Origin of the sequence: Muriicola sp., from assembly GCF_041567615.1 — a bacterium.
Lineage (GTDB): Bacteria > Bacteroidota > Bacteroidia > Flavobacteriales > Flavobacteriaceae > Muriicola.
In genome coordinates this window covers 1-22,765 of sequence record NZ_JBFGBM010000017.1, presented here as the reverse complement: position 1 = coordinate 22,765, position 22,765 = coordinate 1, and the positions used below count along the sequence as shown (strand labels likewise).

Annotated in this window: 18 protein-coding genes and 1 pseudogene; 6 read left to right on the top strand and 13 right to left on the bottom strand. The window is 51.0% G+C overall.

What is annotated here, in order from left to right; all coding sequences use genetic code 11:
• Window positions 1-130: 130 nt before the first annotated feature.
• The 8 genes from dapB to udk form a co-directional block, all read right to left on the bottom strand.
• Window positions 131-838 (bottom strand): 4-hydroxy-tetrahydrodipicolinate reductase, encoded by a 708-nt coding sequence (dapB, locus tag ABYP73_RS02270; protein ID WP_372945104.1) that lies wholly within the window; start codon window positions 836-838, stop codon window positions 131-133.
• A 4-nt stretch (window positions 839-842) separates the two neighbouring features.
• Entirely contained in the window at window positions 843-1,475 is a 633-nt protein-coding gene (locus ABYP73_RS02265; RefSeq protein WP_372973331.1) for a DUF5683 domain-containing protein, read from the bottom strand.
• Window positions 1,468-2,373 (bottom strand): ParB/RepB/Spo0J family partition protein, encoded by a 906-nt coding sequence (locus ABYP73_RS02260; RefSeq protein WP_372945103.1) that lies wholly within the window; start codon window positions 2,371-2,373, stop codon window positions 1,468-1,470. The genes ABYP73_RS02265 and ABYP73_RS02260 overlap by 8 nt, the downstream gene beginning before the upstream one ends.
• On the bottom strand, window positions 2,373-3,146 hold the full coding sequence (locus ABYP73_RS02255; RefSeq protein WP_372945102.1) for a ParA family protein: 774 nt from the start codon (window positions 3,144-3,146) through the stop codon (window positions 2,373-2,375). The genes ABYP73_RS02260 and ABYP73_RS02255 overlap by 1 nt, the downstream gene beginning before the upstream one ends.
• Before the next feature lie 139 nt (window positions 3,147-3,285).
• Window positions 3,286-5,430, bottom strand: coding sequence for a methylmalonyl-CoA mutase (gene scpA / locus ABYP73_RS02250; protein ID WP_372973330.1), 2,145 nt, complete (start codon window positions 5,428-5,430; stop codon window positions 3,286-3,288).
• Complete coding sequence (locus ABYP73_RS02245) at window positions 5,423-6,802, bottom strand: methylmalonyl-CoA mutase subunit beta (protein ID WP_372973329.1); 1,380 nt, start codon at window positions 6,800-6,802, stop codon at window positions 5,423-5,425. Before ABYP73_RS02245 ends, scpA begins: the two co-directional genes overlap by 8 nt.
• On the bottom strand, window positions 6,792-7,127 hold the full coding sequence (locus ABYP73_RS02240; protein WP_372973328.1) for a septum formation initiator family protein: 336 nt from the start codon (window positions 7,125-7,127) through the stop codon (window positions 6,792-6,794). The genes ABYP73_RS02245 and ABYP73_RS02240 overlap by 11 nt, the downstream gene beginning before the upstream one ends.
• Before the next feature lie 6 nt (window positions 7,128-7,133).
• Window positions 7,134-7,742 (bottom strand): uridine kinase, encoded by a 609-nt coding sequence (udk, locus tag ABYP73_RS02235; protein WP_372973327.1) that lies wholly within the window; start codon window positions 7,740-7,742, stop codon window positions 7,134-7,136.
• 263 nt (window positions 7,743-8,005) lie between these two features.
• On the opposite strand from udk, the gene ABYP73_RS02230 reads away from it, so the two are divergent.
• Genes ABYP73_RS02230 through ABYP73_RS02220 form a run of 3 tightly spaced genes read left to right on the top strand, consistent with a single transcriptional unit; the run spans window position 8,006 to window position 11,494 of the window.
• A complete protein-coding gene (locus ABYP73_RS02230) occupies window positions 8,006-8,491 on the top strand; it encodes an acetyl-CoA carboxylase biotin carboxyl carrier protein subunit (protein ID WP_372946361.1) in 486 nt (161 codons plus the stop codon).
• Window positions 8,492-8,506: 15 nt separating this feature from the next.
• A complete protein-coding gene (accC, locus tag ABYP73_RS02225) occupies window positions 8,507-9,949 on the top strand; it encodes an acetyl-CoA carboxylase biotin carboxylase subunit (protein ID WP_372973326.1) in 1,443 nt (480 codons plus the stop codon).
• A gap of 3 nt (window positions 9,950-9,952) precedes the next feature.
• Entirely contained in the window at window positions 9,953-11,494 is a 1,542-nt protein-coding gene (locus ABYP73_RS02220) for an acyl-CoA carboxylase subunit beta (RefSeq protein ID WP_372973325.1), read from the top strand.
• 19 nt (window positions 11,495-11,513) lie between these two features.
• Here the strand turns inward: ABYP73_RS02220 and ABYP73_RS02215 are convergent, their stop codons facing one another.
• The 4 genes from ABYP73_RS02215 to nagB all read right to left on the bottom strand — a co-directional run bounded on the left by ABYP73_RS02215 (window position 11,514) and on the right by nagB (window position 17,497).
• Window positions 11,514-12,590 carry an anhydro-N-acetylmuramic acid kinase gene (locus ABYP73_RS02215; RefSeq protein ID WP_372973324.1) on the bottom strand — a complete coding sequence of 359 codons (1,077 nt, stop codon included), beginning with the start codon at window positions 12,588-12,590 and terminating at the stop codon, window positions 11,514-11,516.
• A 9-nt stretch (window positions 12,591-12,599) separates the two neighbouring features.
• Window positions 12,600-14,210 (bottom strand): glycoside hydrolase family 3 protein, encoded by a 1,611-nt coding sequence (locus tag ABYP73_RS02210; protein ID WP_372973323.1) that lies wholly within the window; start codon window positions 14,208-14,210, stop codon window positions 12,600-12,602.
• Window positions 14,188-15,453, bottom strand: coding sequence for an MFS transporter (locus ABYP73_RS02205; protein ID WP_372946258.1), 1,266 nt, complete (start codon window positions 15,451-15,453; stop codon window positions 14,188-14,190). Before ABYP73_RS02205 ends, ABYP73_RS02210 begins: the two co-directional genes overlap by 23 nt.
• Window positions 15,454-15,553: 100 nt before the next feature.
• Window positions 15,554-17,497: a glucosamine-6-phosphate deaminase gene (gene nagB, locus ABYP73_RS02200; protein WP_372973322.1), complete on the bottom strand. Its 1,944-nt coding sequence runs from the start codon at window positions 17,495-17,497 to the stop codon at window positions 15,554-15,556.
• Window positions 17,498-17,662: 165 nt separating this feature from the next.
• Between nagB and ABYP73_RS02195 the strand changes: the two genes are divergently transcribed.
• Window positions 17,663-18,412, top strand: a complete 750-nt coding sequence (locus ABYP73_RS02195) for a DeoR/GlpR family DNA-binding transcription regulator (RefSeq protein ID WP_372973321.1) — start codon at window positions 17,663-17,665, stop codon at window positions 18,410-18,412.
• A gap of 2 nt (window positions 18,413-18,414) precedes the next feature.
• The gene (locus ABYP73_RS02190) at window positions 18,415-19,230 is read left to right on the top strand and encodes an N-acetylmuramic acid 6-phosphate etherase (protein WP_372973320.1); all 816 of its coding nucleotides are present in this window, start codon (window positions 18,415-18,417) and stop codon (window positions 19,228-19,230) included.
• Between the two features lie 7 nt (window positions 19,231-19,237).
• On the opposite strand, the gene ABYP73_RS02185 is transcribed toward ABYP73_RS02190, so the two are convergent.
• Window positions 19,238-20,359, bottom strand: coding sequence for a PQQ-dependent sugar dehydrogenase (locus ABYP73_RS02185; protein ID WP_372944671.1), 1,122 nt, complete (start codon window positions 20,357-20,359; stop codon window positions 19,238-19,240).
• A 133-nt stretch (window positions 20,360-20,492) separates the two neighbouring features.
• On the opposite strand from ABYP73_RS02185, the pseudogene ABYP73_RS02180 reads away from it, so the two are divergent.
• A pseudogene (locus tag ABYP73_RS02180) lies at window positions 20,493-22,765 on the top strand (Two component regulator three Y domain-containing protein); the annotation flags it as partial.

Here is a 22,765-nt window from a genome sequence, read left to right as displayed (position 1 = left end):
CGCTATCTTATAGAGTTTCCAGGTTCCCAGGAAGTGGATGACCTGAACAAGGAGAATAAAGAGAATCCATTGTGTTACGTCCATTGATGAGACTTTTTGGCTTTAGGTTGGGCAAGATATCATTTAGTCATCATTTACTGCCCAGGTTTAACACGTCTTTCATATTAAACACCCCGCGCTTTCCAATGATCCATTCAGCAGCTACTACTGCTCCCAGCGCAAATCCCTCCCTGCTATAAGCCTCGTGCCTGATACTGATCTCATCTACTGCGCCTGAATAGGTTATTATGTGGGTGCCGGGTACTTCGCCTTCCCTGTGGGAGTGTATGGGAACAGTATCTGTAGCCCCCTTGTTCAACTCCCATTTTTTGTAATCCGTTTGTCCGATGATCCCCTCGGCCAGGGTGATGGCCGTCCCGCTGGGAGCATCGAGCTTGTGAATGTGGTGCGTTTCGTCTATCCTAACTTCGTATTCCCCGGTTTTTTGAATCATCCCGGCCAGCATCCTGTTGAGTTCAAAGAATATATTGACTCCCAGGCTGAAGTTGGAGGCGTACAGGAAGGCGCCCTTCGCGTTCAGGCAGTAGTCCCTGACCTCCTCGAAGTTTGAGAGCCACCCTGTGGTGCCGGATACTACCGGGACACCATTAGACAGGCAACCTTTGATATTCGAAACGGCAGATTCCGGTACGCTGAAATCTATGGCAACCTCCATGTCATCATAAGGGATGTCTGTGGAATTTTCATCTATTCGGGCCACGATATCGTGTCCGCGATTCAGGGCGATCTGTTCGATCATCTTTCCCATTTTTCCGTATCCAAATAATCCGATCTTCACGCTGTCAGAATTTTATGATCATGGCCACCCCGTAATTGGGGTCGGAGGTGATGGGGTGAGCTTCGAGATAGGGTTTTATATCCAGGCTAAGGTCCTCATTGACGTTGAATTGCTTCAGGTGGGCATCCACGTTCGCGTCAATAATGTTAAAGGCATAGAGTCCGATAGTGATCAGCAGGGCCAGGTCCCGATCGCGCTGGTACCTTTCCTGGGCGTCCTGCAGGGCCTCATCCGAAAGATCCGGGCTCCCCGGTACAATCCCGCTGCCATTCACATCGTAGAACTCGTCATCCGTAAAACCTGCCCGCCTGCGCTTGAAAGCCGATCGGAAACGGTCGTATAGATCGTCGTTGTAAACATAGGCGTATACCCCTGTCCCAATGGCTGCGTACACGATGGGAACTTTCCAGTAACGACGGTTGTAGATCTGTCCCAAACCAGGCAGAATGGCTGAATAAAAAGCTGCCTTGCTGGGAGCCAGGGGGTTGACCTCTTGCTTCTCTATGCGGCCGTCTATAACAACCCCTTTTTCTTTCAGATTGTTTCTCAGGGAATCTGTTTCAGAACTTTTCCTTTGCGCATGGGTTAGGGCCATACAGGAAAACAGGAGGAGAAAAAAAAAAGACCGCTTATTCACCGGTGATCAATTTAATGATACGGTTCAGTTCTTCCCTTGACTTGAAGGTAATACTCATCTTGCCTTTTTCATTATCCTGTGTCCTCAGGGAGACATCGGTTTCCAGGAAATGAGACAGGGCGATCTCGTTGTTGATGATAAAAAGGGATTTGTCCGACTTTTTAGGGCTTGTTTTTCCGGATACCTTCCCTGTGTCGTGGTAATTCCTGACGAGTTCTTCAGTCTGCCTGACGGAAAGGCCGTGTTCAATGATCTGCTCGTAAATATCGAGCTGGTCTGTCCGCTTTTCCACATTGACCAGGGCCCGGCCGTGGCCCATACTGATAAAACCGTCCCGCATCCCGGTCTGTATGATGGGATCCAGCCTGAGGAGACGGAGATAATTTGTGATGGTAGACCTTTTCTTCCCAACCCGGTCGCTCAATTTCTCCTGGGTCAGTTCGATCTCCTCGATCAGTCGCTGATAGGAAAGGGCGATCTCTATGGGATCCAGATCTTCACGCTGAATATTCTCCACCAGGGCCATTTCCAGGGATTCCTGGTCGTTGGCGATCCGAATGTAAGCGGGGATGGTTTCCAGTCCGACCATCTTTGAGGCCCGGTAACGTCTCTCCCCGGAGACGAGCTGGTATTTGTTGAATTCGGTTTTCCTGACCGTGATGGGCTGTATGACCCCGAGTTCCCGGATGGAGGAAGCGAGCTCCTGCAGGGCCTCATCATTGAAATTAGACCTCGGCTGGAATGGATTCACTGAGATGGAGTCCAGATCGAGCTCCACTATATTTCCCACCACCTTGTCTGCATTTTTATCAGCCACAGAGCGGATATCGTTTTCAGGGTCCTTCAGCAGGGCTGACAGCCCACGGCCCAGTGCCTGTTTTTTGGTCGCTTTTGCCATCACACTTTCTCTTTGTTCTTTTTGAGAAGCTCATTGGCCATGTTCAGGTAATTGGCAGCCCCTTTGCTGCTGGCATCGTATTTAATGATGCTTTCCCCATAACTGGGAGCTTCTCCCAACCTCACATTTCTCTGGATGATCGTATCAAAGACCATGTCTGAGAAGTGTTTCTTCACCTCTTCCACCACCTGGTTAGACAGGCGTAACCGCGCATCGTACATTGTGAGGAGCATCCCTTCTATATCGAGGTCGGGATTGTGAATACGCTGTACGCTTTTGATCGTGTTCAGGAGTTTTCCAAGACCTTCCAGGGCAAAGTATTCACATTGTATCGGGATGATCACCGAATCTGCGGCCGTCAGGGCATTCAAGGTGAGCAGGCCCAGGGATGGGGCGCAGTCGATCAGGATATAATCGTAGTCGTCCTTCAATTCCACAATAGCCCTTTTCATCATGTATTCCCTGTCATCCTTGTCCACCAGCTCTATCTCGATGGCCACGAGATCGATATGGGAGGGGATGAGATCTACATTGGGGGAGGACGTCTTGATGATGGTCTCCCTGGCAGAGCGGGTATGTTCCAGCACCTGATAGGTTCCCAGGTCTACGGTTTCCACCTCAATGCCCAGTCCGGAGGTCGCATTCGCCTGGGGATCTGCATCAATAAGTAACACTTTTTTTTCCAGTACACCCAGGGAGGCAGCCAGGTTCACCGTGGTAGTAGTTTTACCTACTCCTCCTTTTTGGTTCGCAATAGCAATGATTTTGCCCATCGTCATAGTAAGTTAGGGGTTAAAAATACAATTATTTGAGGAGGGAGAAAATGTATTTTGTTAACAGGAAGTGAATAACTTAGGGATATCAGACACGGTGAGTTCAGTACCCTGTTCTATTAAAAAAATGCTGTGATTTTCAGTCGAGAAGGATCTCGAGGATCTGTATGGCAGCATCGCTGATACGCGTTCCAGGACCAAAAACAGCTACGGCCCCTGAGTCAAACAGGAACTGGTAATCCTGTTTGGGGATGACCCCGCCCACGATCACCATGATATCACTTCTGCCGTATTCCCTGAGGGCTTCTATGACCTGGGGCACCAGGGTCTTGTGTCCGCCAGCCAGGGAGGAAACGCCTAAAATATGGACGTCATTTTCCACAGCCTGTTTGGCCGCTTCTGCAGGTGTCTGGAACAAGGGGCCAATATCCACATCAAAACCGAGGTCGGCATACCCTGTTGCAACCACCTTGGCTCCGCGATCGTGCCCGTCCTGACCCATTTTCGCGATCATGATCCGGGGTCTCCGTCCGTCCTGGGCGGCAAAGGCATCTGCCATAGCACGGGCCTTCTGGAAATTCTCATCGTCCTTAATCTCTTTGGAATACACGCCTGAAAAGGTCTGGATTTTTGCGTTATACCTTTGGTAAACGGATTCAAGGGCGCTGCTGATCTCTCCCAGGGTAGCCCTTTCTCTTGCCGCTTCCACGGCTAAAGCTAACAAATTATGGGCATTTTCTCCCTGAGAACCTTTTGCTTTGACACGGGCTGCCTCAGTGAGTTTGTCCAGGGCTTTGGACGCCGCCTGAGCATCCCTTCCGCTCTTTACCTCATTCAGCCTTTCGATCTGTTGCTTCCTCACCTTGGCGTTGTCCACTTCCAGGATCTGCAGCATTTCCTCCTCCTCGAGCCTGTAATTGTTTACGCCTACAATGATATCCTGCCCGCTGTCTATTCGTGCCTGTTTCTTGGCAGCAGCTTCCTCTATCCTCAACTTGGGTATCCCGGCTTCAATAGCTTTGGTCATGCCGCCCAGATCCTCCACTTCCTCGATCAGTTTCCAGGCCTTTTTGGCCAGTGCGTCCGTGAGATATTCCACGTAATAGGAACCTGCCCAGGGGTCGACGGTCCGTGTGATCCCGGTCTCCTCCTGCAGGTAGATCTGGGTGTTCCTGGCAATCCTTGCAGAAAAATCGGTTGGGAGGGCAATGGCCTCGTCCAGGGCATTTGTGTGCAGGCTCTGGGTGCCCCCAAATGCAGCGGCAGCGGCCTCCACCGTGGTGCGGGCCACATTGTTGAAGGGATCCTGTTCGGTAAGGCTCCAGCCGCTGGTCTGGCAATGAGTCCTTAAGGCCAGGGACTTAGAATTTTTAGGATTGAACTGGCTCACCAGTTTTGCCCAGAGCATGCGTCCTGCCCGCAATTTGGCAATCTCCATAAAATGGTTCATCCCTATGGCCCAGAAAAAAGACAGCCTGGGGGCAAAGGCATCGATGTCGAGTCCTGCTTTCAGACCGGTCCGTATGTATTCGAGTCCGTCTGCCAGTGTATAGGCCAGTTCAATATCAGCTGTAGCTCCGGCTTCGTGCATGTGGTATCCTGAGATACTGATACTGTTGAACCGCGGCATGTATTTGCTCGTATATTCAAAGATATCCGCCACGATCTGCATGGAAGGCCCGGGCGGGTAGATATAGGTATTGCGGACCATAAATTCCTTGAGGATGTCGTTCTGAATGGTGCCCGCGAGTTGCTCCGGCGATACTCCCTGCTCTTCTGCCGCAACGATATAGAAGGCCATGATCGGAAGCACAGCCCCGTTCATGGTCATGGATACCGACATCCGGTCGAGGGGAATACCGTCGAACAGGATCTTCATGTCTTCCACGCTGTCAATAGCCACTCCTGCCTTCCCAACGTCCCCCTGAACCCGCTCGTGATCACTGTCATACCCCCGGTGCGTTGGGAGGTCGAAGGCCACCGAAAGTCCCTTCTGACCTGCCGCCAGGTTTCTTCGGTAAAAGGCATTGCTCTCCTCGGCAGTGGAAAATCCGGCATATTGCCTGATCGTCCAGGGCCTCTGCACGTACATGGTGGGGTAGGGACCTCTAAGAAAAGGCGGGATCCCTGCCGCGTAATCCAGGTGCTCCAGACGGGAGGTGTCTTCCTCGCTAAACCGGGGTGGAACGTCTATCCCTTCGGCAAAACGGGTGGTGTTACCGGGCTTGCCTGTATTCCCGGTACTACCCGTAAGTTTGATATGTTGCAAGTCTTTCCTACTCATGTTCCAGTCTTTTTCTCTCCAGGCCTTCAGCCAGCCTTTTTTCCAAAATGGGTTCCACCAGGGTCTTCTCTGATCGCTTTTGCCCGAAAGGTGAGATCTCCAGTTCTCCTTTCATCCTGTCATCCGGGTTTTTAAAGGCGTTGGACCCGACCAGGATCAGTTCACCCTTATCAAATTGCTCCTGTTCCACAGCAGCCTGTTCCCGGATCTTTTTCTGTATGGTGTGTTTTTTCAGGGATGAGAGGAAGCCTCCTGAAGCCTCTATTTGCCTGAAGAGGGCGAGGGCCTTTTCGGCCAGATGCTGAGTCAGGGATTCTATGTAGTAGGCCCCGTCTGCCGGGTTGGAGACCGCACCCAGGTAACTCTCATTTTTCAGGACCAGCAACTGGTTCCTCCCCATGCGTTCCCCAAATTCGTTTTCCTTGTGATAAAGGGCGTCATAGGGCAGATTCAGAACCGTATCTGCACCCCCATTCACAGCTGCCATGCATTCCATGGTCGTCCTCAGCATGTTCGCATTGTACTCGTAAAGGGTTTTGTTCCTCCTTGTGGGCTGGGCCGTGATATGGCAAGTCGCGGGAGCCCCGAACTCTTTGGCCAAAGTTGCCCAGAGCAGGCGCATGGCCCGCAATTTGGCAATCTCGAAAAAATAGTTGGAATCCACAGCCATCCTGAATTCGGGTTCCGGAAAGGAGACCTTCTTTGCACGCGATTCCGCAAATTGGAAGTACTCGCAAGCATGGGCCAGGGTGTATGCCAGTTGTTGAATCCGGTTAGCACCGGCATTCTGGTAGAGGGCTCCGTCGACGGATAGGGTATGCATTCCCTCCAGGTTTATGATCATTTCAAAAAAACTGTTGAGGTCCTCCTTCATAGATCGGTACCAGTTGCCGGTTCGAGCGAGATGGCCGATGACATCCCTATGCAGGAAAACAGAACCTCTGATACTCCTATCGAGGGAATTGAGTTGTTCTGTGATCTGAGGTGTAAAGGTGTGTAAATCCAAGTGTACGGGATTCACACCGAGATCGATTCCTTCCAGCAATGTATTCAGATCGAGCTCTTTTTCTGAAACAATAAACAGGCTCTCTGCCCCTCTTTCCAGGGCTTTTTTTGCCTTACCACGGATAGTACGGGCATCCCCTTCGGTTATTACCTGTCCGATCTTCCATCCATCAGGGGTTTTAACCTGGGCAGAGGGCCGGCCCTCCAGGTCTTCGGCACTGTAAAAGGGTTTCACTTTGATCTGATCGGGACTGTCCCATACCAGGAGTTCATTGTAATCCTTTCCCTTCAACCCTGCCTGTATCTGCTGTTTCCACTGCTTGGCAGTCACGGGAGGGAAATCGTAAAAACGGGTCTTACTCGTCATCCTCTTTGTTTTTCAGGCTATCCTCATATTCGATGAGGTAAATCTCCTCATCTTTTTTCTTCAGATAGTATTTTTCCCTCGCAAATTTTTCCAATTCCTGAGGGTCTGACAACTTTTCCAATGTTATCCTATCTTTCTCGATCTCGCTTTTGAGGAATTCCTTTTGTTTTTCGAGGTCGTCTATCTGTTTTTGAAGCTCCCGATGGATTAGCAGGGAATTCGTGTCGAAAAAGACCATCCAGATCACAAAAGCAGTCAGCACCACCACGTAGAGATTGGTGGCGATGGAAAACCATTTCTTTTTTCGGAGGTCTTTAAATCCCATATCCCGTCAGTGTAATTTATCATTGATGATGGTCCGCACAATATCCACTGCCACCGTGTTGTACGTGTTGTTGGGGATGATGATGTCTGCATATTCCTTGGTCGGTTCTATGAACTGGTCGTGCATGGGTTTTAAGGTGGTCTGGTACCTGCTCAGCACCTCTTCCAGGTCGCGTCCCCTTTCATTGATGTCTCTCTTGAGCCTGCGGATCAGCCTTTCATCAGAATCGGCATGTACGTAGATCTTGATGTCGAACATCTTGCGGATCTCCGGATGCGTCAGGATGAGAATACCCTCCACGATCATCACCTTCCTGGGATGGGTCACGATGACATCGCCTGTCCTGTTGTGTTTGGGAAAGGAATAAACGGGCTGGTCGATCGGCTTGCCCTTCCTTAACAGGCTCAAATGTTTGCCGAGCAGGTCGAAGTCGATCGCTCTGGGATGGTCAAAATTGATCTTTGTCCTCTCCTCGTATGAGAGATGAGAGAGGTCATTGTAATAGGAATCCTGGGAGATCACCCCCACTTCTTCCTCAGGAATCTCATTGATGATCTGATTGACGACCGTGGTCTTTCCGCATCCCGTACCTCCGGCAATCCCTATAATGAGCATGCAGTTTACTTTTTGTTCAAAAATAAGGGTTTTCGCCTACACTTCTCATCTCACAAGGGAAGGATTTTGCCCGGCCGTAATCTCTTACGCGGTTCTCGGCAGGATTACCTGAGATGCCCCCCACAGAGAGCAAAGGCTATCTTTTAAAACGCTCAATAATTGCCCCAGTGCAGCCTCTGAAATTACAAGGAGAAATAAATTTTCCGCCCTTTTTTATTTTGTATATCTTGCCTGAGCTACATCGAAATAAGAACTTCCACCCTATGTCTAAACCGTATAAAGTCACCGTAAACGGGACCTATGAATACGAATTATCAGAAGGGGATCTCGCATCCCTGGACATCCTGAAAACCTCCGGATCAGGCTTTCATGTGCTCAAGGACAATATCCCTTTTCCTGTTGAAGTGATCTCGGGCGACTTTAACAACAAGATCTATAAAATAAAGGTTCGGAATGATGTTTATGAAGTCGGCCTTCAGAACGAACTCGACCAGCAGATCGCCCGGATGGGATTCTCCCTGGGATCGGCAAAAAATATCACCTCGATTACCGCTCCCATGCCAGGGCTCATCCTGGAGATCAAGGCCAGGGAAGGAGAGGAGGTAAAGGAGGATTCCCCTCTGCTGATCCTGGAGGCTATGAAGATGGAGAATGTGATCACCTCCCCCAGGGAAGGGATCATCAAAAGTATATCGGTAAGGGTTGGGGAGACGGTAGATAAGAAACAACTGCTGATCACCTATGCTTAAAGCATTGACACTATTATGAAAAAGATACTGGTAGCCAACAGGGGTGAAATCGCCATCAGGGTCATGAAGACCGCAAGGAAAATGGGCATCAAGACCCTTGCCGTATATTCTACGGCCGACCGGCATGCGCCCCATGTCAAATTTGCGGACGAGGCCGTGTGCATAGGAGAAGCCCCTTCCAGGGAATCCTACCTCAATGGGAAGAAGATCATACAGGAGGCTACCCGACTCGGAGCAGACGCCATTCATCCAGGATACGGTTTCCTCAGTGAAAACGCGGCCTTTGCAAAGGCTGTGACCGACAGCGGGATTATCTTTATCGGTCCCCGACCGAAAGCCATTGAGATGATGGGAAGCAAACTTGCGGCAAAAGAAGCTGTCAAGAAGTACGACATCCCCATGGTTCCCGGAGTGGATGAGGCCATTGCTGATGTGGATAAAGCCAAAGCGATTGCGAGGGAGATCGGTTTTCCCATCCTTATCAAGGCTTCTGCCGGGGGAGGAGGAAAAGGTATGAGGATCGTGGAGAAGGAGAAAGACCTGGAGTCCCAGATGGAAAGAGCCATATCCGAAGCCACTTCAGCCTTTGGCGACGGATCTGTTTTTATAGAAAAATACGTGAGTTCACCCCGGCATATCGAAATACAGATCATGGCAGATGCCCATGGGAATATCCTGTATTTCTTTGAGAGGGAATGCAGCATACAGCGACGTCACCAGAAAGTAGTGGAGGAGGCTCCCTCGGCCATCCTGACCCCCGAACTCAGAAAGGAAATGGGCATAGCCGCCACCAAAGTAGCCCGCTCCTGCGACTACCTGGGGGCCGGTACGGTGGAATTCCTGATGGACGCTGACCATAACTTCTACTTCCTGGAAATGAATACCCGGCTGCAAGTAGAGCACCCCGTAACGGAACTGATTACGGGGGTAGACCTTGTAGAGCTGCAGATCCGTGTGGCCAGGGGGGAGGAACTGACCCTGAAACAGGAGGACCTGGTTATCAAGGGTCATGCATTGGAACTCCGGGTATATGCCGAGGATCCACTGAACAGTTTTTTACCCAGCGTGGGAATCCTCGAGCGGTACAGAGTACCTTCGGGAGACGGGATTAGGGTCGACAACGGGTTTGAGGAAGGCATGGAGATCCCTATCTATTACGATCCTATGCTGGCCAAACTCTGCACCTATGGAAAGAGCAGGCAGGAAGCTATACAGCTTATGATCGAGGCTATTGACCGCTATGTGGTAGAGGGGGTACAGACCACCCTGCCTTTTGGTCGGTTCGTCTGTGAGCACGAAGCCTTCAGGTCTGGTGAATTCGACACCCATTTCGTCAAGAACTATTACTCTCCGGAGGTGTTGCTACAGAAAGCCGAGGAAGAGGCAGGTATCGCAGCGAGGATCGCATTGAAACAGTACCTGGAAGATCAGAATTTATTAAGGTTACCAACGTCATAAAAGATGAGCTCGAATATTGACAAGCTGAATGAACGCATTGCCCAGGCCAAACTGGGAGGGGGACAAAAACGCATAGAAAAACAGCACGAGAAAAAGAAGCTGACAGCCCGTGAACGCATAGAGTACCTGCTCGATGAAGGATCCTTTGAGGAAATGGGCATTCTGGTGACGCACAGGACCACCGATTTCGGAATGGATAAGGAGGTCTATTACGGAGACGGGGTGGTTACCGGGTACGGCACCATCCACGGGCGCCTGGTTTATGTTTATGCCCAGGATTTTACGGTCTTTGGCGGGGCACTCTCCGAGACCCATGCTGAGAAGATCTGCAAGATCATGGACCTGGCCATGAATGTGGGAGCACCTGTCATAGGGCTCAACGATTCAGGTGGAGCGAGGATACAGGAAGGGGTGAGGTCACTGGGAGGATATGCAGACATCTTTTACCGCAATGTGAAGGCATCCGGGGTTATCCCTCAGCTCTCGGCTATCATGGGCCCCTGTGCCGGTGGAGCGGTCTATTCCCCTGCCATTACCGATTTTACCCTGATGGTGGAGGGCACGAGTTATATGTTTGTGACCGGGCCCAACGTTGTGAGGACCGTGACGAATGAAGAGGTCACTTCGGAGGAACTGGGCGGGGCCAGTGCCCATGCTGTCAAGTCGGGCGTAGCCCACAAGACATCCGCCAATGACGTGGAATGCCTGGAAGACCTGAAGAGCCTTTTGAGCTACCTGCCCCAGAGTCATAAAGAAAAGCCCAAGGATATGCCCTTTAAAATTGGGGATGAGTTCAGGGATGTGTTGGAGAAGATCGTGCCGGATAGTCCTAACAAACCCTATGACATGCACGAAGTGATCAGGGGGATTATAGATGAGGAGACCTTTTACGAGATCCATAAGGATTACGCAGAGAATATAATTGTTGGCTTTGCGCGACTCGGGGGCAGGAGTGTTGGGATCGTAGCCAATCAACCCATGTTCCTAGCCGGGGTCCTGGACGTGAACAGCTCGCGAAAGGCCGCCCGATTCACCCGTTTCTGCGACAGCTTCAACATCCCGCTACTCGTCCTGGTAGACGTACCGGGCTTCCTTCCGGGGACTGACCAGGAATGGAACGGCATCATCGTTCACGGAGCCAAGTTGCTCTACGCCTTGAGCGAGGCCACCGTGCCCAAGGTGACGGTCATTACCCGAAAGGCGTATGGAGGAGCCTACGACGTTATGAACTCCAAGCATATCGGGGCTGACTTTAATTACGCCTGGCCTACTGCTGAGATCGCTGTTATGGGGGCCAAGGGGGCCAGTGAGATCATTTTCAGGAAGGAGATCAGTGAGGCAGAGGATCCTGAAAAGAAGTTAGCCGAGAAAGAAGCCGCATATGCCGAAAAATTTGCCAATCCCTTCAGGGCGGCCGGAAGGGGATTCATTGACGAGGTGATCCAACCCCGTGAAACCCGGAGAAAACTCATCAAAGCTTTCGGTATGCTGGAAAAAAAGGACGTGTCCATGCCTCCCAAGAAACACGGAAATATTCCCCTGTAAGCCAGTTTTAAGGAAGGTGTCAGCTCGGGAGATAGACCACCCCGGAAGAAGAGTCACGTCGGGCACCGGTGACGGAACTCAGAACGTTGATCTCCTGTTCTATCCTAAGTACACCCATAAAGGCAAAGACCAGGGCCTCCTTGAACTCTATCAACTGACGTGATGGGATTTCCAGGCTGATATCATCCCCGACCTTCTCCTGCAGTACTTCCGTGAGATAGGTGTTCAATGCACCGCCTCCGGTTACAAGGAGTGTTTTCTTCCCTTTGGGACTGAGTTTTCTCACTACCTGACCAATCTGCCCGCAAATGTGGTGCACAGCCGTATGCAACAGGGATTCCATCGGGGCCTCTGTCGCGTCTACGAGGGGGGCCACCTCTGTCGTGAACCACTCGTAACCCGTAGATTTGGGATAGGGTTTCCTGTAATACGCCAGATTGTCGAGTGATTTGAGGAGGGAAGGGATTATCTCGCCTTTCCGTGCCCTTTCCCCACCTTTGTCGTACGGGATGTCTTCTTTGGAGGTAATATGATTCAGTAACATGTTGGCCACTCCTATATCAAAAGCGATCCTTTTCCCATCACGGTGGAAAGAAATATTGCTGATCCCACCCAGGTTGAGGCAAAAATCGTAGGACGCAAAGAGAAAATGATCTCCTACAGGCACCAGGGGAGCTCCCTGCCCGCCCAGGGCCACATCGTTGGTGCGGAAATCGCATACCGTCCGGATCCCGCTGGCATTAGCCAGGTGCTGTCCGGAACCTAACTGGAAGGTCATGCCGTTCTCAGGTTGATGGTGTACGGTATGTCCATGGCTGGAAATAAAGTCGACCTCCAGGCCTTCCTCTTCTTTGAACAGCCTGGATTGTTCCCCCAGCCAGGTGCCATAGTCATTATGCAGGCGGAACAATTGGTCTGCCGGCAGCTCAATGGCCGATTTTAGTTTTTCATATCTCTTTTTGTCATAACAGATGCTGCGGGTGGCCCTGATCTCATATTCCCATCGCGTCAGGTTTTTCCGGATATGGCAATAGGCAAGGTCCAGGGCATCCAGGGAAGTACCCGACATCAGGCCGATGACTTTATACGTCTTCATAGGAATGAGTTATAATGAAACGGGCAGAACTCCCGTCGCCTCAAAATGACCCAGAAAATGCTGGGCGGCAACCTCTTCGAAACCTTGCAGATCCTGATAGGCAATGACGATCGTCCGAATCTTCTCCAGGGGCAAATGATTCAAAAAATAAGGGTTGCCGAACAAATATACGATCACTTCGTAATTTTCTATGAGTTGATGGATCAATTCCATGGTTTGATCCTGAAGTCCGAACAGTCCCTGAGGCTTGGCCCTGGGGAGGTAGACCGAAAGCAGGACCCGGGAGGTCTTCCCGATCCGTTCTTTCAGATTGGGATAGTCTGTACTATCCTTGAAAATCAGGGAATCTTCTTTTTTCAGGCCTAATTTCCTGTGGAATTCCCTTCCTTTGTTGTTGCCTATGGAAAGGGCGATATATCCTTTTTCACGGAATTCCTTAAAAGTTTCCTGTTCGCCTTTGAAAAGGGTCAGGCTGTTTCTCGCTACCATTTTATTGTAGGCATGAGGTTTGCTCAGCCCGGATTCAAGGGTTCCATTCATTTGAAAGGCCCTTTCCTTGAGCTCCCAAATTCGTTTAAAACTCAGTTCAATCCTCTCCGGGGTTGCCTGTTCCAGTATCTTTTCAATGCCCTCTTCCGGGTGTTCTGTAAAGCAAAGTACGTCCGTACCCGCATCAAAGGCCGTCCATTCCAACGTACCTTTTTCAGGAAAAGCCCTGGACACACTGTGCATATTCAGGGCATCCGAGACCACCGCCCCCTGGTAATCCAGGGTCTTTCTCAACAGGCCGTCAATGATCTCTTTGGAAACGGACGCGGACACGGAACTGCCGTGGGTGATAGCCGGTACCGAGATGTGTCCCACCATGACCGCATCTACCCCATTCCTGATGAGGGCCCGGAAGGGGACGAGTTCCTCCGTCATGAGCTCTTGTGCCGACTTTTCAATAACAGGCAGGGTCAGGTGGGAGTCGGTCGCGGTATCGCCGTGCCCCGGAAAGTGTTTGGCACAGCTGAGGATCCCGGCATCCTGCAGGCCCCTGGAAAAGGCGGTAGCATTCATGCTGACCTTTTCCTTATTCCCCCCGAAGGAACGGTATCCTATGACCGGGTTGTCCGGGTTGTTGTTGATATCCGCCACCGGGGCAAAATTCCAGTGGATTCCTGCTACCCGGCAATCCCGTCCTATATTTTTAGCGATCTCATAGACGAGGAAGGGATCGTCAGCAGCACCCAGGGTCATGGCGTAGGGGTACTGGGGGGTTTCCTCAATTCGCATGGCCAGGCCCCATTCTGCGTCTATACTGATCAACAGGGGGTGAGCGGCGGCTTTTTGATACCTGCGGATGAGCGTTTTCAGCAGGTCAAAGCTCTTTTCGTTGTAGACCACTTTTTTCTTGCCTTCAAAATTCGTCGCGGCACTCGCCCTGCTGTGAAAAAAGCAGATCCCTCCCACGGCACCCTTCCGGATCAGGGATTCCAGGTTCCTGATCTCCTCCTCTGAATCATTGATAAAGGCCGCTGGCATAAAACACTGCCCCACTTTTTCCCTGAGGGTAAGAAGCTGGGTGGCCTCTATATAGGGGAGAATAGGCCTGTCAGGAGACTCTTTTCTTTCCATAATCCGGGGGGTATTGTATGTATTTCAATAAAAGGAGGGAAGGGAGAGCAGCCAGGACGACCCATATAAAGAAACCGTCGTATCCCAGCCATTCCTGCATGTACCCGCTGACCAGACCGGGCACCATCATTCCCAGGGCCATAAAGCCGGTCGCGATGGCGTAATGAGAGGTCTTGGAGATCCCTTCGGCCAGGTAAATGAGATAAACCATAAACCCGGCGATCGCAAAACCATAGCCAAATTGTTCAAGAACCACGGTCGTAATGACGGCAGCCAGGTGGTCCGTTCCCGTGATGGCCAGGAGGGCGTAGAAGGCATTGGGTATATTAAGGGTGAGTACCATGGGGAAGAACCAGCGCTTTAAGCCGTGCCTGGAGATGAGTACTCCCCCCAGGATTCCTCCTGCGGTAAGCATGATCACTCCTATGGTGCCGTAAATCGTCCCAACTTCGGCCGTACTGTAACCGAGTCCGCCCGCTTCAGGCCCATCCAACAGGAACGGTGCCGCCATTTTGACCAGCTGGGATTCTCCAAGCCGGAAAAACAGAATAAATGCAAGGGCCGTCCCTATACCTGATTTTTTGAAGAAGGAAGAGAAGACTTCCCAGAAACTTCCGGGTTTATCCAGGACGATGGATACAGAAGTTTCGTATTTGGGGCAGAGCAGGGCATTGGTAAGGGTGAGCAGCAGCATCAGGGCAGCGGTGACGATCATGGTAAGGGACCAGGCCTTGTCACTTTGGCCGTAGTGGTTTTCAAGAAATCCCGCCAGTATCACCAGCAGGCCCTGTCCGGTTACCATGGACAGCCTGTAAAAGGTACTCCTGACACCAACGAAAAAGGACTGTTTCTCCTCGGTCAGTCCGATCATATAATATCCATCTGAGGCAATATCATTGGTTGCTGAAGCAAAAGAGGCCATCCAGAAACAGGCGAGGGTGGTCACGAAAAAGATATTGGTGGGCAGGAAAAGACCAATGGCCAGGAAAGACAGGGCAATCAGTAATTGCATGCCTAGGAACCAGTTGCGTTTGGTGCCGATCAGTTCCAGGAACGGACTCCACAAGGGTTTGATCACCCAGGGCAGGTAGAGCCAACTCGTGTACAGCCCTATATCGGCATTGCTGATCCCCAGCTTTTTGTACATGATCACGGAGACGGTGACCACCATCACATAAGGCAAACCCTGAGTAAAATAAAGTGTTGGGATCCAGGCCCAGGCCCGTTTATTCTTTTGTATCATGCCGGTAAATCCGTTCTAAAAGTAAGCAAATTACCCAGTAAAGAAAGTTCCCGACCTGAAATTGATGACAGATCGGGAACTATGCTAAGTCTTATCCTTATTACATGAAATGATAACGGACAAATCCTTCCATGGCTTCGTATTCTGCCATTCCCAGGGCATTGTATTTCCTGGCGGTTTCCTTGTTCCGCTGTTCGGCCCTTTGCCAGAATTCCCTCTCGTCATTTCCGGGGAACATGGCGCTGTCCTTTTGGGACTGGTGCTTGAAGATGGCGTTCTTTTTTCGCTGCATATCGGCCGGACCTATGGGGATGGCCATTTCCATGTCGGCGATGTCCCATTCCTGCCACGCTCCACGGTACAGCCAGACGTAACAGTCTTTGATCCAGGAGGCTTTCTCTTTCACCAGTCGGTCAAGGGCGCGGTAGATGACGTTCAGACAGACCCTGTGCGTGCCGTGAGGATCAGAAAGGTCTCCCGCAGCAAAGATCTGATGGGGCTTTATCCGCTGAAGCAGGTCATAGGTTTGCTGGATATCTGCTTCGGAATAAGGTTTTTTCTTCACCGTACCGGTCTCGTAAAAGGGGAGGTTCTGGAAGTGGGCATTTTCTTCTTTGACCCCGCAGTAACGGCAGGCAGCGAGAGCTTCGCCTTTTCGGATCAGGCCCTTGAGTTGCTGTATCAATGGGCTGTCTACCTGTCCCGGGGTTTTCTTGTCGAGAAAATCCCGTACTTCCACCACCTGCTGCTGCAATTCCTTGTCGTCTTTCTGGATATCCCTGGCGAAGTCGAGGAACCTGATCACTTCATCGTCGAAGACGGCGATATTCCCCGAGGTCTGGTAGGCCACATGAACCTCATGCCCCTGGTCTACAAGTCGGAGAAGGGTACCGCCCATGGAGATGACGTCATCATCAGGGTGTGGGCTGAAGATAAGGGAGGTTTTGGGATAGGGATCCTTCCTTTCCGGTCTTTTGCTGTCGTCTGCATTGGGTTTACCGCCCGGCCATCCGGTTATGGTACGCTGCAGCTGGTTAAAGACGATGAGGTTGATGTGTTCGGCAGAACCGATCTCGGCGATGAGGTTACCCATTCCGTGTTCGTTGTAATCCTCATTGGTAAGCTTGAGGATGGCTTTATTTAATTTTTCGGACAGCCAGATGGCCGCTTTTTTGATGAGGCCGTCATGCCACTGGCATTCACTGACCAGCCAGGGGGTCGCCACGCGAGTCAGGGCAGATGCCGCAGCTTCATCCAAAATAAAGTCACAGTTCTTATGGTGCTGGAGGAAGGTGGCCGGGACGGATTCCTTGATCGGGCCTTCCACGGCTTTAGCAATGACCTCCGATTTTCCTTCACCCCAGGCCATCAGGATGATGCGCTTGGCAGAAAGGATGGTCCCGACCCCCATGGTGATGGCGCGTTTCGGTACATTCTCCAGTCCGAAAAAGTCGCTGGCAGCGTCCAGTTTAGTAACCCTGTCGAGTCGTACAAGCCTGGTCTTGCTCACCAGGGTAGAACCGGGTTCGTTAAATCCGATGTGGCCGGTCCGGCCGATCCCGAGTACCTGAATGTCAATACCACCGACTTTCAGAATCTTTTGTTCGTAGGCCTGGCAGTACTCACGAACATCCTCTTTTTCCAGGGATCCGTCCGGGATATGGATGTTCTCCTTGCGGATATCGATGTGGTCAAAGAGGTGTTCCCTCATGAACCTCACATAGCTGTGGATGGAATCGGGTTGCATGGGGAAGTATTCATCGAGATTGAAGGTGATGACATTCTTAAAACTCAGACCTTCTTCCTTGTGAAATTTCACCAGGTACTCGTAGACCTTGGTGGGTGTAGACCCGGTCGCCAGACCCAGTACGACCTTCTTGCCGCTCTTTTGCCGCTGCCGGATCAGGTCGGCTATCTCGTTAGCGACGTAAAACGATGCTTCGTCAGAATTGTCGTGGATCTTCGTTCTGATCCTTTCAAACTTTCTGGACTCGTCGTCTGTGGGGAAGGCTCCGGTTTCAGAAGCCAGGGGGGAGGTGATCATAGTATACGTTGTTAGATTAACCGGACAAAAATAAGCAATAAAATTTAATATTGCAGTATTTTGCAAGAAAAATTGCAATAGTATGCATTAAAATATGTAAATTAGCAGTCAAGACTAGATAAAACGGCAAAATACCGAATAAGAAATCTGTAAAAGAATGCATTCATGTTAAAGGAAGAGCGACAGCAGCTAATTATAAATGAAGTTGACCTGCACAACCGTGTTTTGCTCACAGATCTGGCTGAAAAACTGGAGGTCTCCGTAGATACCGTAAGAAGAGATGTCAAGGAACTCGATGCCGGCAGTAAATTGAGGAAGGTCCACGGGGGAGCTGTCTCCCTGGGATATACTCATACCGCGGCCCGAAGTTCCAACGTTTATGCCCTGAACGAGAAAATGGTTATAGCCGAAAAGGCTGTAAGCATGCTTAAGGAAGGGGCTGTGATCTTTATTGACGGGGGAACCACCTGTCTGGAGATGGCCCGGATGATCCCTCCTAAATTAAAACTGACCTGTTTTACCTTCAGTCTCCCTGTAGCCCTGCAACTGGCCGGACTGCCCCATGTAGATCTGATTTTCATAGGGGGGAGGATCTCCCCTGAATCCATGATCTCCAACGGTGCCTATACCATTCAGCGTCTCGCTGAAGTGAGGTTCGACTATGCCTTTCTCGGTACGGGATATGTCGATGCCCTTCACGGGCTTACGGAATTCGACTGGGATGTGGTGCAGCTGAAGAAGGCTGTGATACGCGCTTCCAAAAAAGCTGTACTTTTGTGTATCTCGGAAAAACTGAATTCCCAGCATCGTTTTAAGACCTGCGATATCCACGAGATCAATACGATGATCACGGAATTATCCCCCGAGAATAACCTGTTGAACCTCTTTAGAAACCAGGACCTTCGCCTGTTGTAATTATGTCTGATTTTAAGAAGATCACCGAAGTGGATTCGGTCTATGACCGCCTCGAACACATGTCGACCTCAGAACTGCTGACCAATATTAATCAGGAAGACCAAAAAGTAGCGGCAAGTGTAGCCCTTGTCATCCCGAAGATTGAGCAGCTTGTTGAACAGCTGACTGAACGCTTTTTAAAAGGGGGAAGGTTGTTCTATATCGGGGCAGGAACCAGTGGCCGGCTCGGTATCCTCGATGCTTCGGAGATCCCACCCACCTTCGGATTGCCTCATGAACGGGTGATCGGACTCATTGCTGGGGGGGATTCGGCCATCAGGAAAGCCGTAGAATTTGCTGAGGACGACCGGGAACAGGCCTGGAAGGACCTGGAGGCCTTTGGGATCAACAACATGGACACGGTCGTGGGGATCGCCTCTTCGGGAACCACCCCCTATGTGATAGGCGGGGTTTCCACCGCCCGCAAGAATGGCCTGCTTACGGCCGGAATCACCAACAACCCGGGATCCCCACTCGCCCTGGAGGCAGAGATTCCTATCGAGATCCCTGTGGGGCCCGAATTCGTCACCGGAAGCACCCGTATGAAAGGGGGTACCTCACAGAAACTGGCCCTGAACATGATCTCCACAGCCCTGATGATCAGGATCGGCCGGGTTCGTGGGAATAAGATGGTCAATATGCAATTGAGCAACAACAAACTGGTGGATCGGGGTACGCGCTACCTGATGGACAGCCTGGGACTCGATTATAAAACGGCCACCGAAGTCCTCCAAAAGTACGGTTCCGTCAAAAAGGCTATGGACGAATACGGCAAATGACCGCTGCCTAGTTATCAGGCACTAATTTGTAGATTCCTTTGCCTTCCACAGCCACGTAGATATAACCATCAGGCCCCTGCCTGACGTTTCTGACGCGACCGACATTCTCCATCAGTTTCTCCCGGGAAACCACTTTTTCTCCTTCCATTTGCAGGCGTTCCAGGTACTGAAAGGAAAGTGAACCCACGAGAAGGTCTCCATTCCAGTCCGGATACAGGGGTGAGGTCACGAAGGTCATGCCACTGGGGGCTATGGAAGGGGTCCAGTAGTGAATGGGCTGTTCCATGCCTTCCATCTCGGTCTTGTCCGTGATGGGGGTCCCGCTGTAGTTGATCCCGTAAGTGATCACAGGCCAGCCATAATTGGCCCCTTTCTTCACGATATTGATCTCATCTCCGCCCCTGGGTCCGTGCTCGTGTATCCATATCTCACCGGTCACCGGATTTTTGACCATTCCCTGGGGATTGCGGTTGCCATAGGTATAAATCGCCCCTTTGGCTCCTGCCTCATTCACAAAAGGGTTGTCTGCAGGGATTGTGCCGTCGTCGTTTATACGGTATACCTTGCCTCCGTCCCGGGTGATGTCCTGGGGATTCACATCCCGGTCGCCCCTTTCGCCTATGGTGAAATACAGATAGCCATTGTCGTCAAATTCAAGCCTGGAACCAAAGTGCTGCCCCCGCGTGGTATTGGGGGTTGCTTTGTAGAGAATCTCCACGTCGGTCAGGGAATTACCTGTCAGCTTCGCCCTTGCCACGGCGGTGTTTCCCCCTTTGTCATCGCCTTCCGCAGAGGAGTAAGAGAGATAGATCCATCCGTTCTCCGCATAGCGAGGGTGTAATTCGATGTCGAGCAGGCCCCCCTGCCCTCGGTAATACACGGGAGGTACATTGGTGATCTGGGTTTTTTCACCATCCTTGAAGTGGATGATTTCCCCTGACTTTTCAGTGATCAGCATACTGCCATCAGGCAGGAAAACCAGCCCCCAGGGGATCTGGAGTCCATCGACCATCAATTCAGCAGAAAAGTTCGTTTCCTCGGGAGTTTTGATCCCGTTATCGGACTTTTGGGCACAGGAAATGACCGTCAGTACAACGAAAAAACAAGTGATGAGGATACTTTTTTGCATTCCGAGACGTTATTTAATTTAATAATAATGATGGCCTTAAGCCAAAGATAAAGAGAAAATTATAGAACGATAACTACGCTCTGAATATACTGATCCCAAATCAACATATTCTTGCCATAACCAGGATTAACCTATGCTCCCTAAAAAAATCAGGCATTTTTCGTATGCCTTGCTGTGGTTGGCACTTTTTGTAATAGGTACATCTGCCATCGCAAACCCCAGCGTGATAAAACTCGTCTCTTCCCTGGACGGGATATCCCTTTTTGAGGATATTTCCGGGGAATCTGAGGCGGTGGAGACTGTATCTGAATCAGTCGGGGCTCTGGACGCCTCAGAGGATTATTTTGCACCTGCAGCTCCTATGTTCACGACCATCATACAGGGGGCCAACGAGGAAGTTACCTGTCCTAATGACGGGAGCACCCTGGCTAAATTCTTTCTTTGCGGAACCAGTGATGTTCGAACCCTGTCCCTGAGTATATCAGGGTCGAGTTATGAATGGCAGAAACTCGATCCCAACCGATGTGCCGCTTCGGTTATCGAAGATTGCGCGAACACCAACAACACTTGTTATGACACGGTGGGTACGGGAGCTACCTATAACCTGTCAACCAGCGGGGAATTCAGGGTCAGAGTGGATGGAGGTCAGTATTACTATTTCAAATCTACTTTGAACCCCCTGAACCCCCAGCTGATCAAGGAAGACATCATTTGTGGCAATCCGGGCAGGGTGGAGATCACCAACGTGCCTGCGGGTTATGAATACAGCCTGAACACTCCGGCAGGACCCTATCAGGACACCCCTTATTTTGACATTACCGCCCCCGGCAGCTATATGGTCTACGTACGGCTGAAGAATGTTTCCAGCAGTTCCTGCGTATTTCCCTCCAATTCCGTTACTGTCCAGGATCTGAACATCAATGTGGATGTAACGGCTAACGACATCCTCTGTAGTGGTCAGTTGGGAAGCATTGACGTACAGGTCACCGGTGTCCCCGGTTTTTATACGTACCGACTCATCAAGAACTCAGTCACAGTAGATACATTCGGACCAGATGCAGCCAGCAGTTATACTTTCGCCAATGTGAGTCCGGGTACCTACAGTGTTAGGGTAGAGACGAACAAATGTAATGAGCTTATCACCCTGGATGTCAATTCAGACCCCATCGTCATCGGAAATGGGATCAGTCCGATAGCCGTCTCTGCCACTGCCAATGACAGTTTTGGGTGTGGAGCGGCCTCCGTCGATGTGACCATCAATACTTCAGGAGGCACACCCCCATACCGCTACAGCCTGGATGGAGGGGGCAGTTTCAGCGCGCCCTACGCCAGTACGGCCGTATTTACCGTTTCCTCTGCCGGTACGTATCCTATTTTGGTTGAGGATGCCAATGGTTGCCGCAGATCGGCCAGTGTTGATGTGGAAGACCTGCCTCCGCCGGTTTTCACAGTTACCACCCAGGATGCGAATTGCGGGGGAGCCAACGATGGGCGCATCACGGTGAACGTGACCAACGGGTACGGGTATAACCTGGAATTCAGCAACAATAACGGGACAAGTTACCAGGGCAGCAACGTCTTTAACGGCCTGGCACCAGGCAGTTATGACGTCATGATCCGTTACCAGCAGGGAAGTTTTGTTTGTACCACCCCAGCTACCGTTGAAACAGTAGGGACCCCATCCAACATCACGGCGACTGCCACGCCGGATAGTGCGCCCACCTGTTTAGACGAAAATGGAGGACAGATCACCATTTCAGGGGTGTCGGGAGGTACTTCTCCTTACGATTACAGCATAGGGGCCGGATTTAGTGCGACTACCGTATTTACCAACCTCGGGGTAGGCACCTACACCCCGCAGATCAGGGATGCCAATGGCTGTGTTCAGAGTCTTCCTCCCATCGTCTTTAATCCCCTCGATAAACCCACCGATATGGATTTTACCATATCGAGCATAGACTGTCTTACGAGTACAGCTTCTGTGACCGTAGCCGTAACAGATGGTACAGCACCCTTTGTATATGAGATCATCGCCCCGGCTGCCAGTGTGGTCAACAACGGGAATAATCCTGTGTTTACAGGGCTAGGTCTCGGGACGTACACATTCAGGGTAACAGATAATGAGGGCTGTTCTTATGACGAGGTCTTTGCGATCACGGACATCAGTTCGATCTCCGTACAGGCTCAGGCTACCAAGGTGGTCACCTGTGTGGGCGACAGCGATGGGGAAGGCCGATTTTTAGTCGATGGTTTTGCTACCACCTACAGTTATAGTATTGATGGAGGACCTTTGAATACAGGCGAGTCCAATGGGATCATTTCCCTGACCGGACTAAGCGCCGGAAGCTACGTGATCAACGTGACCGATGAAGACACCAACTGTACCGATACTGCCACCCTGGTCAT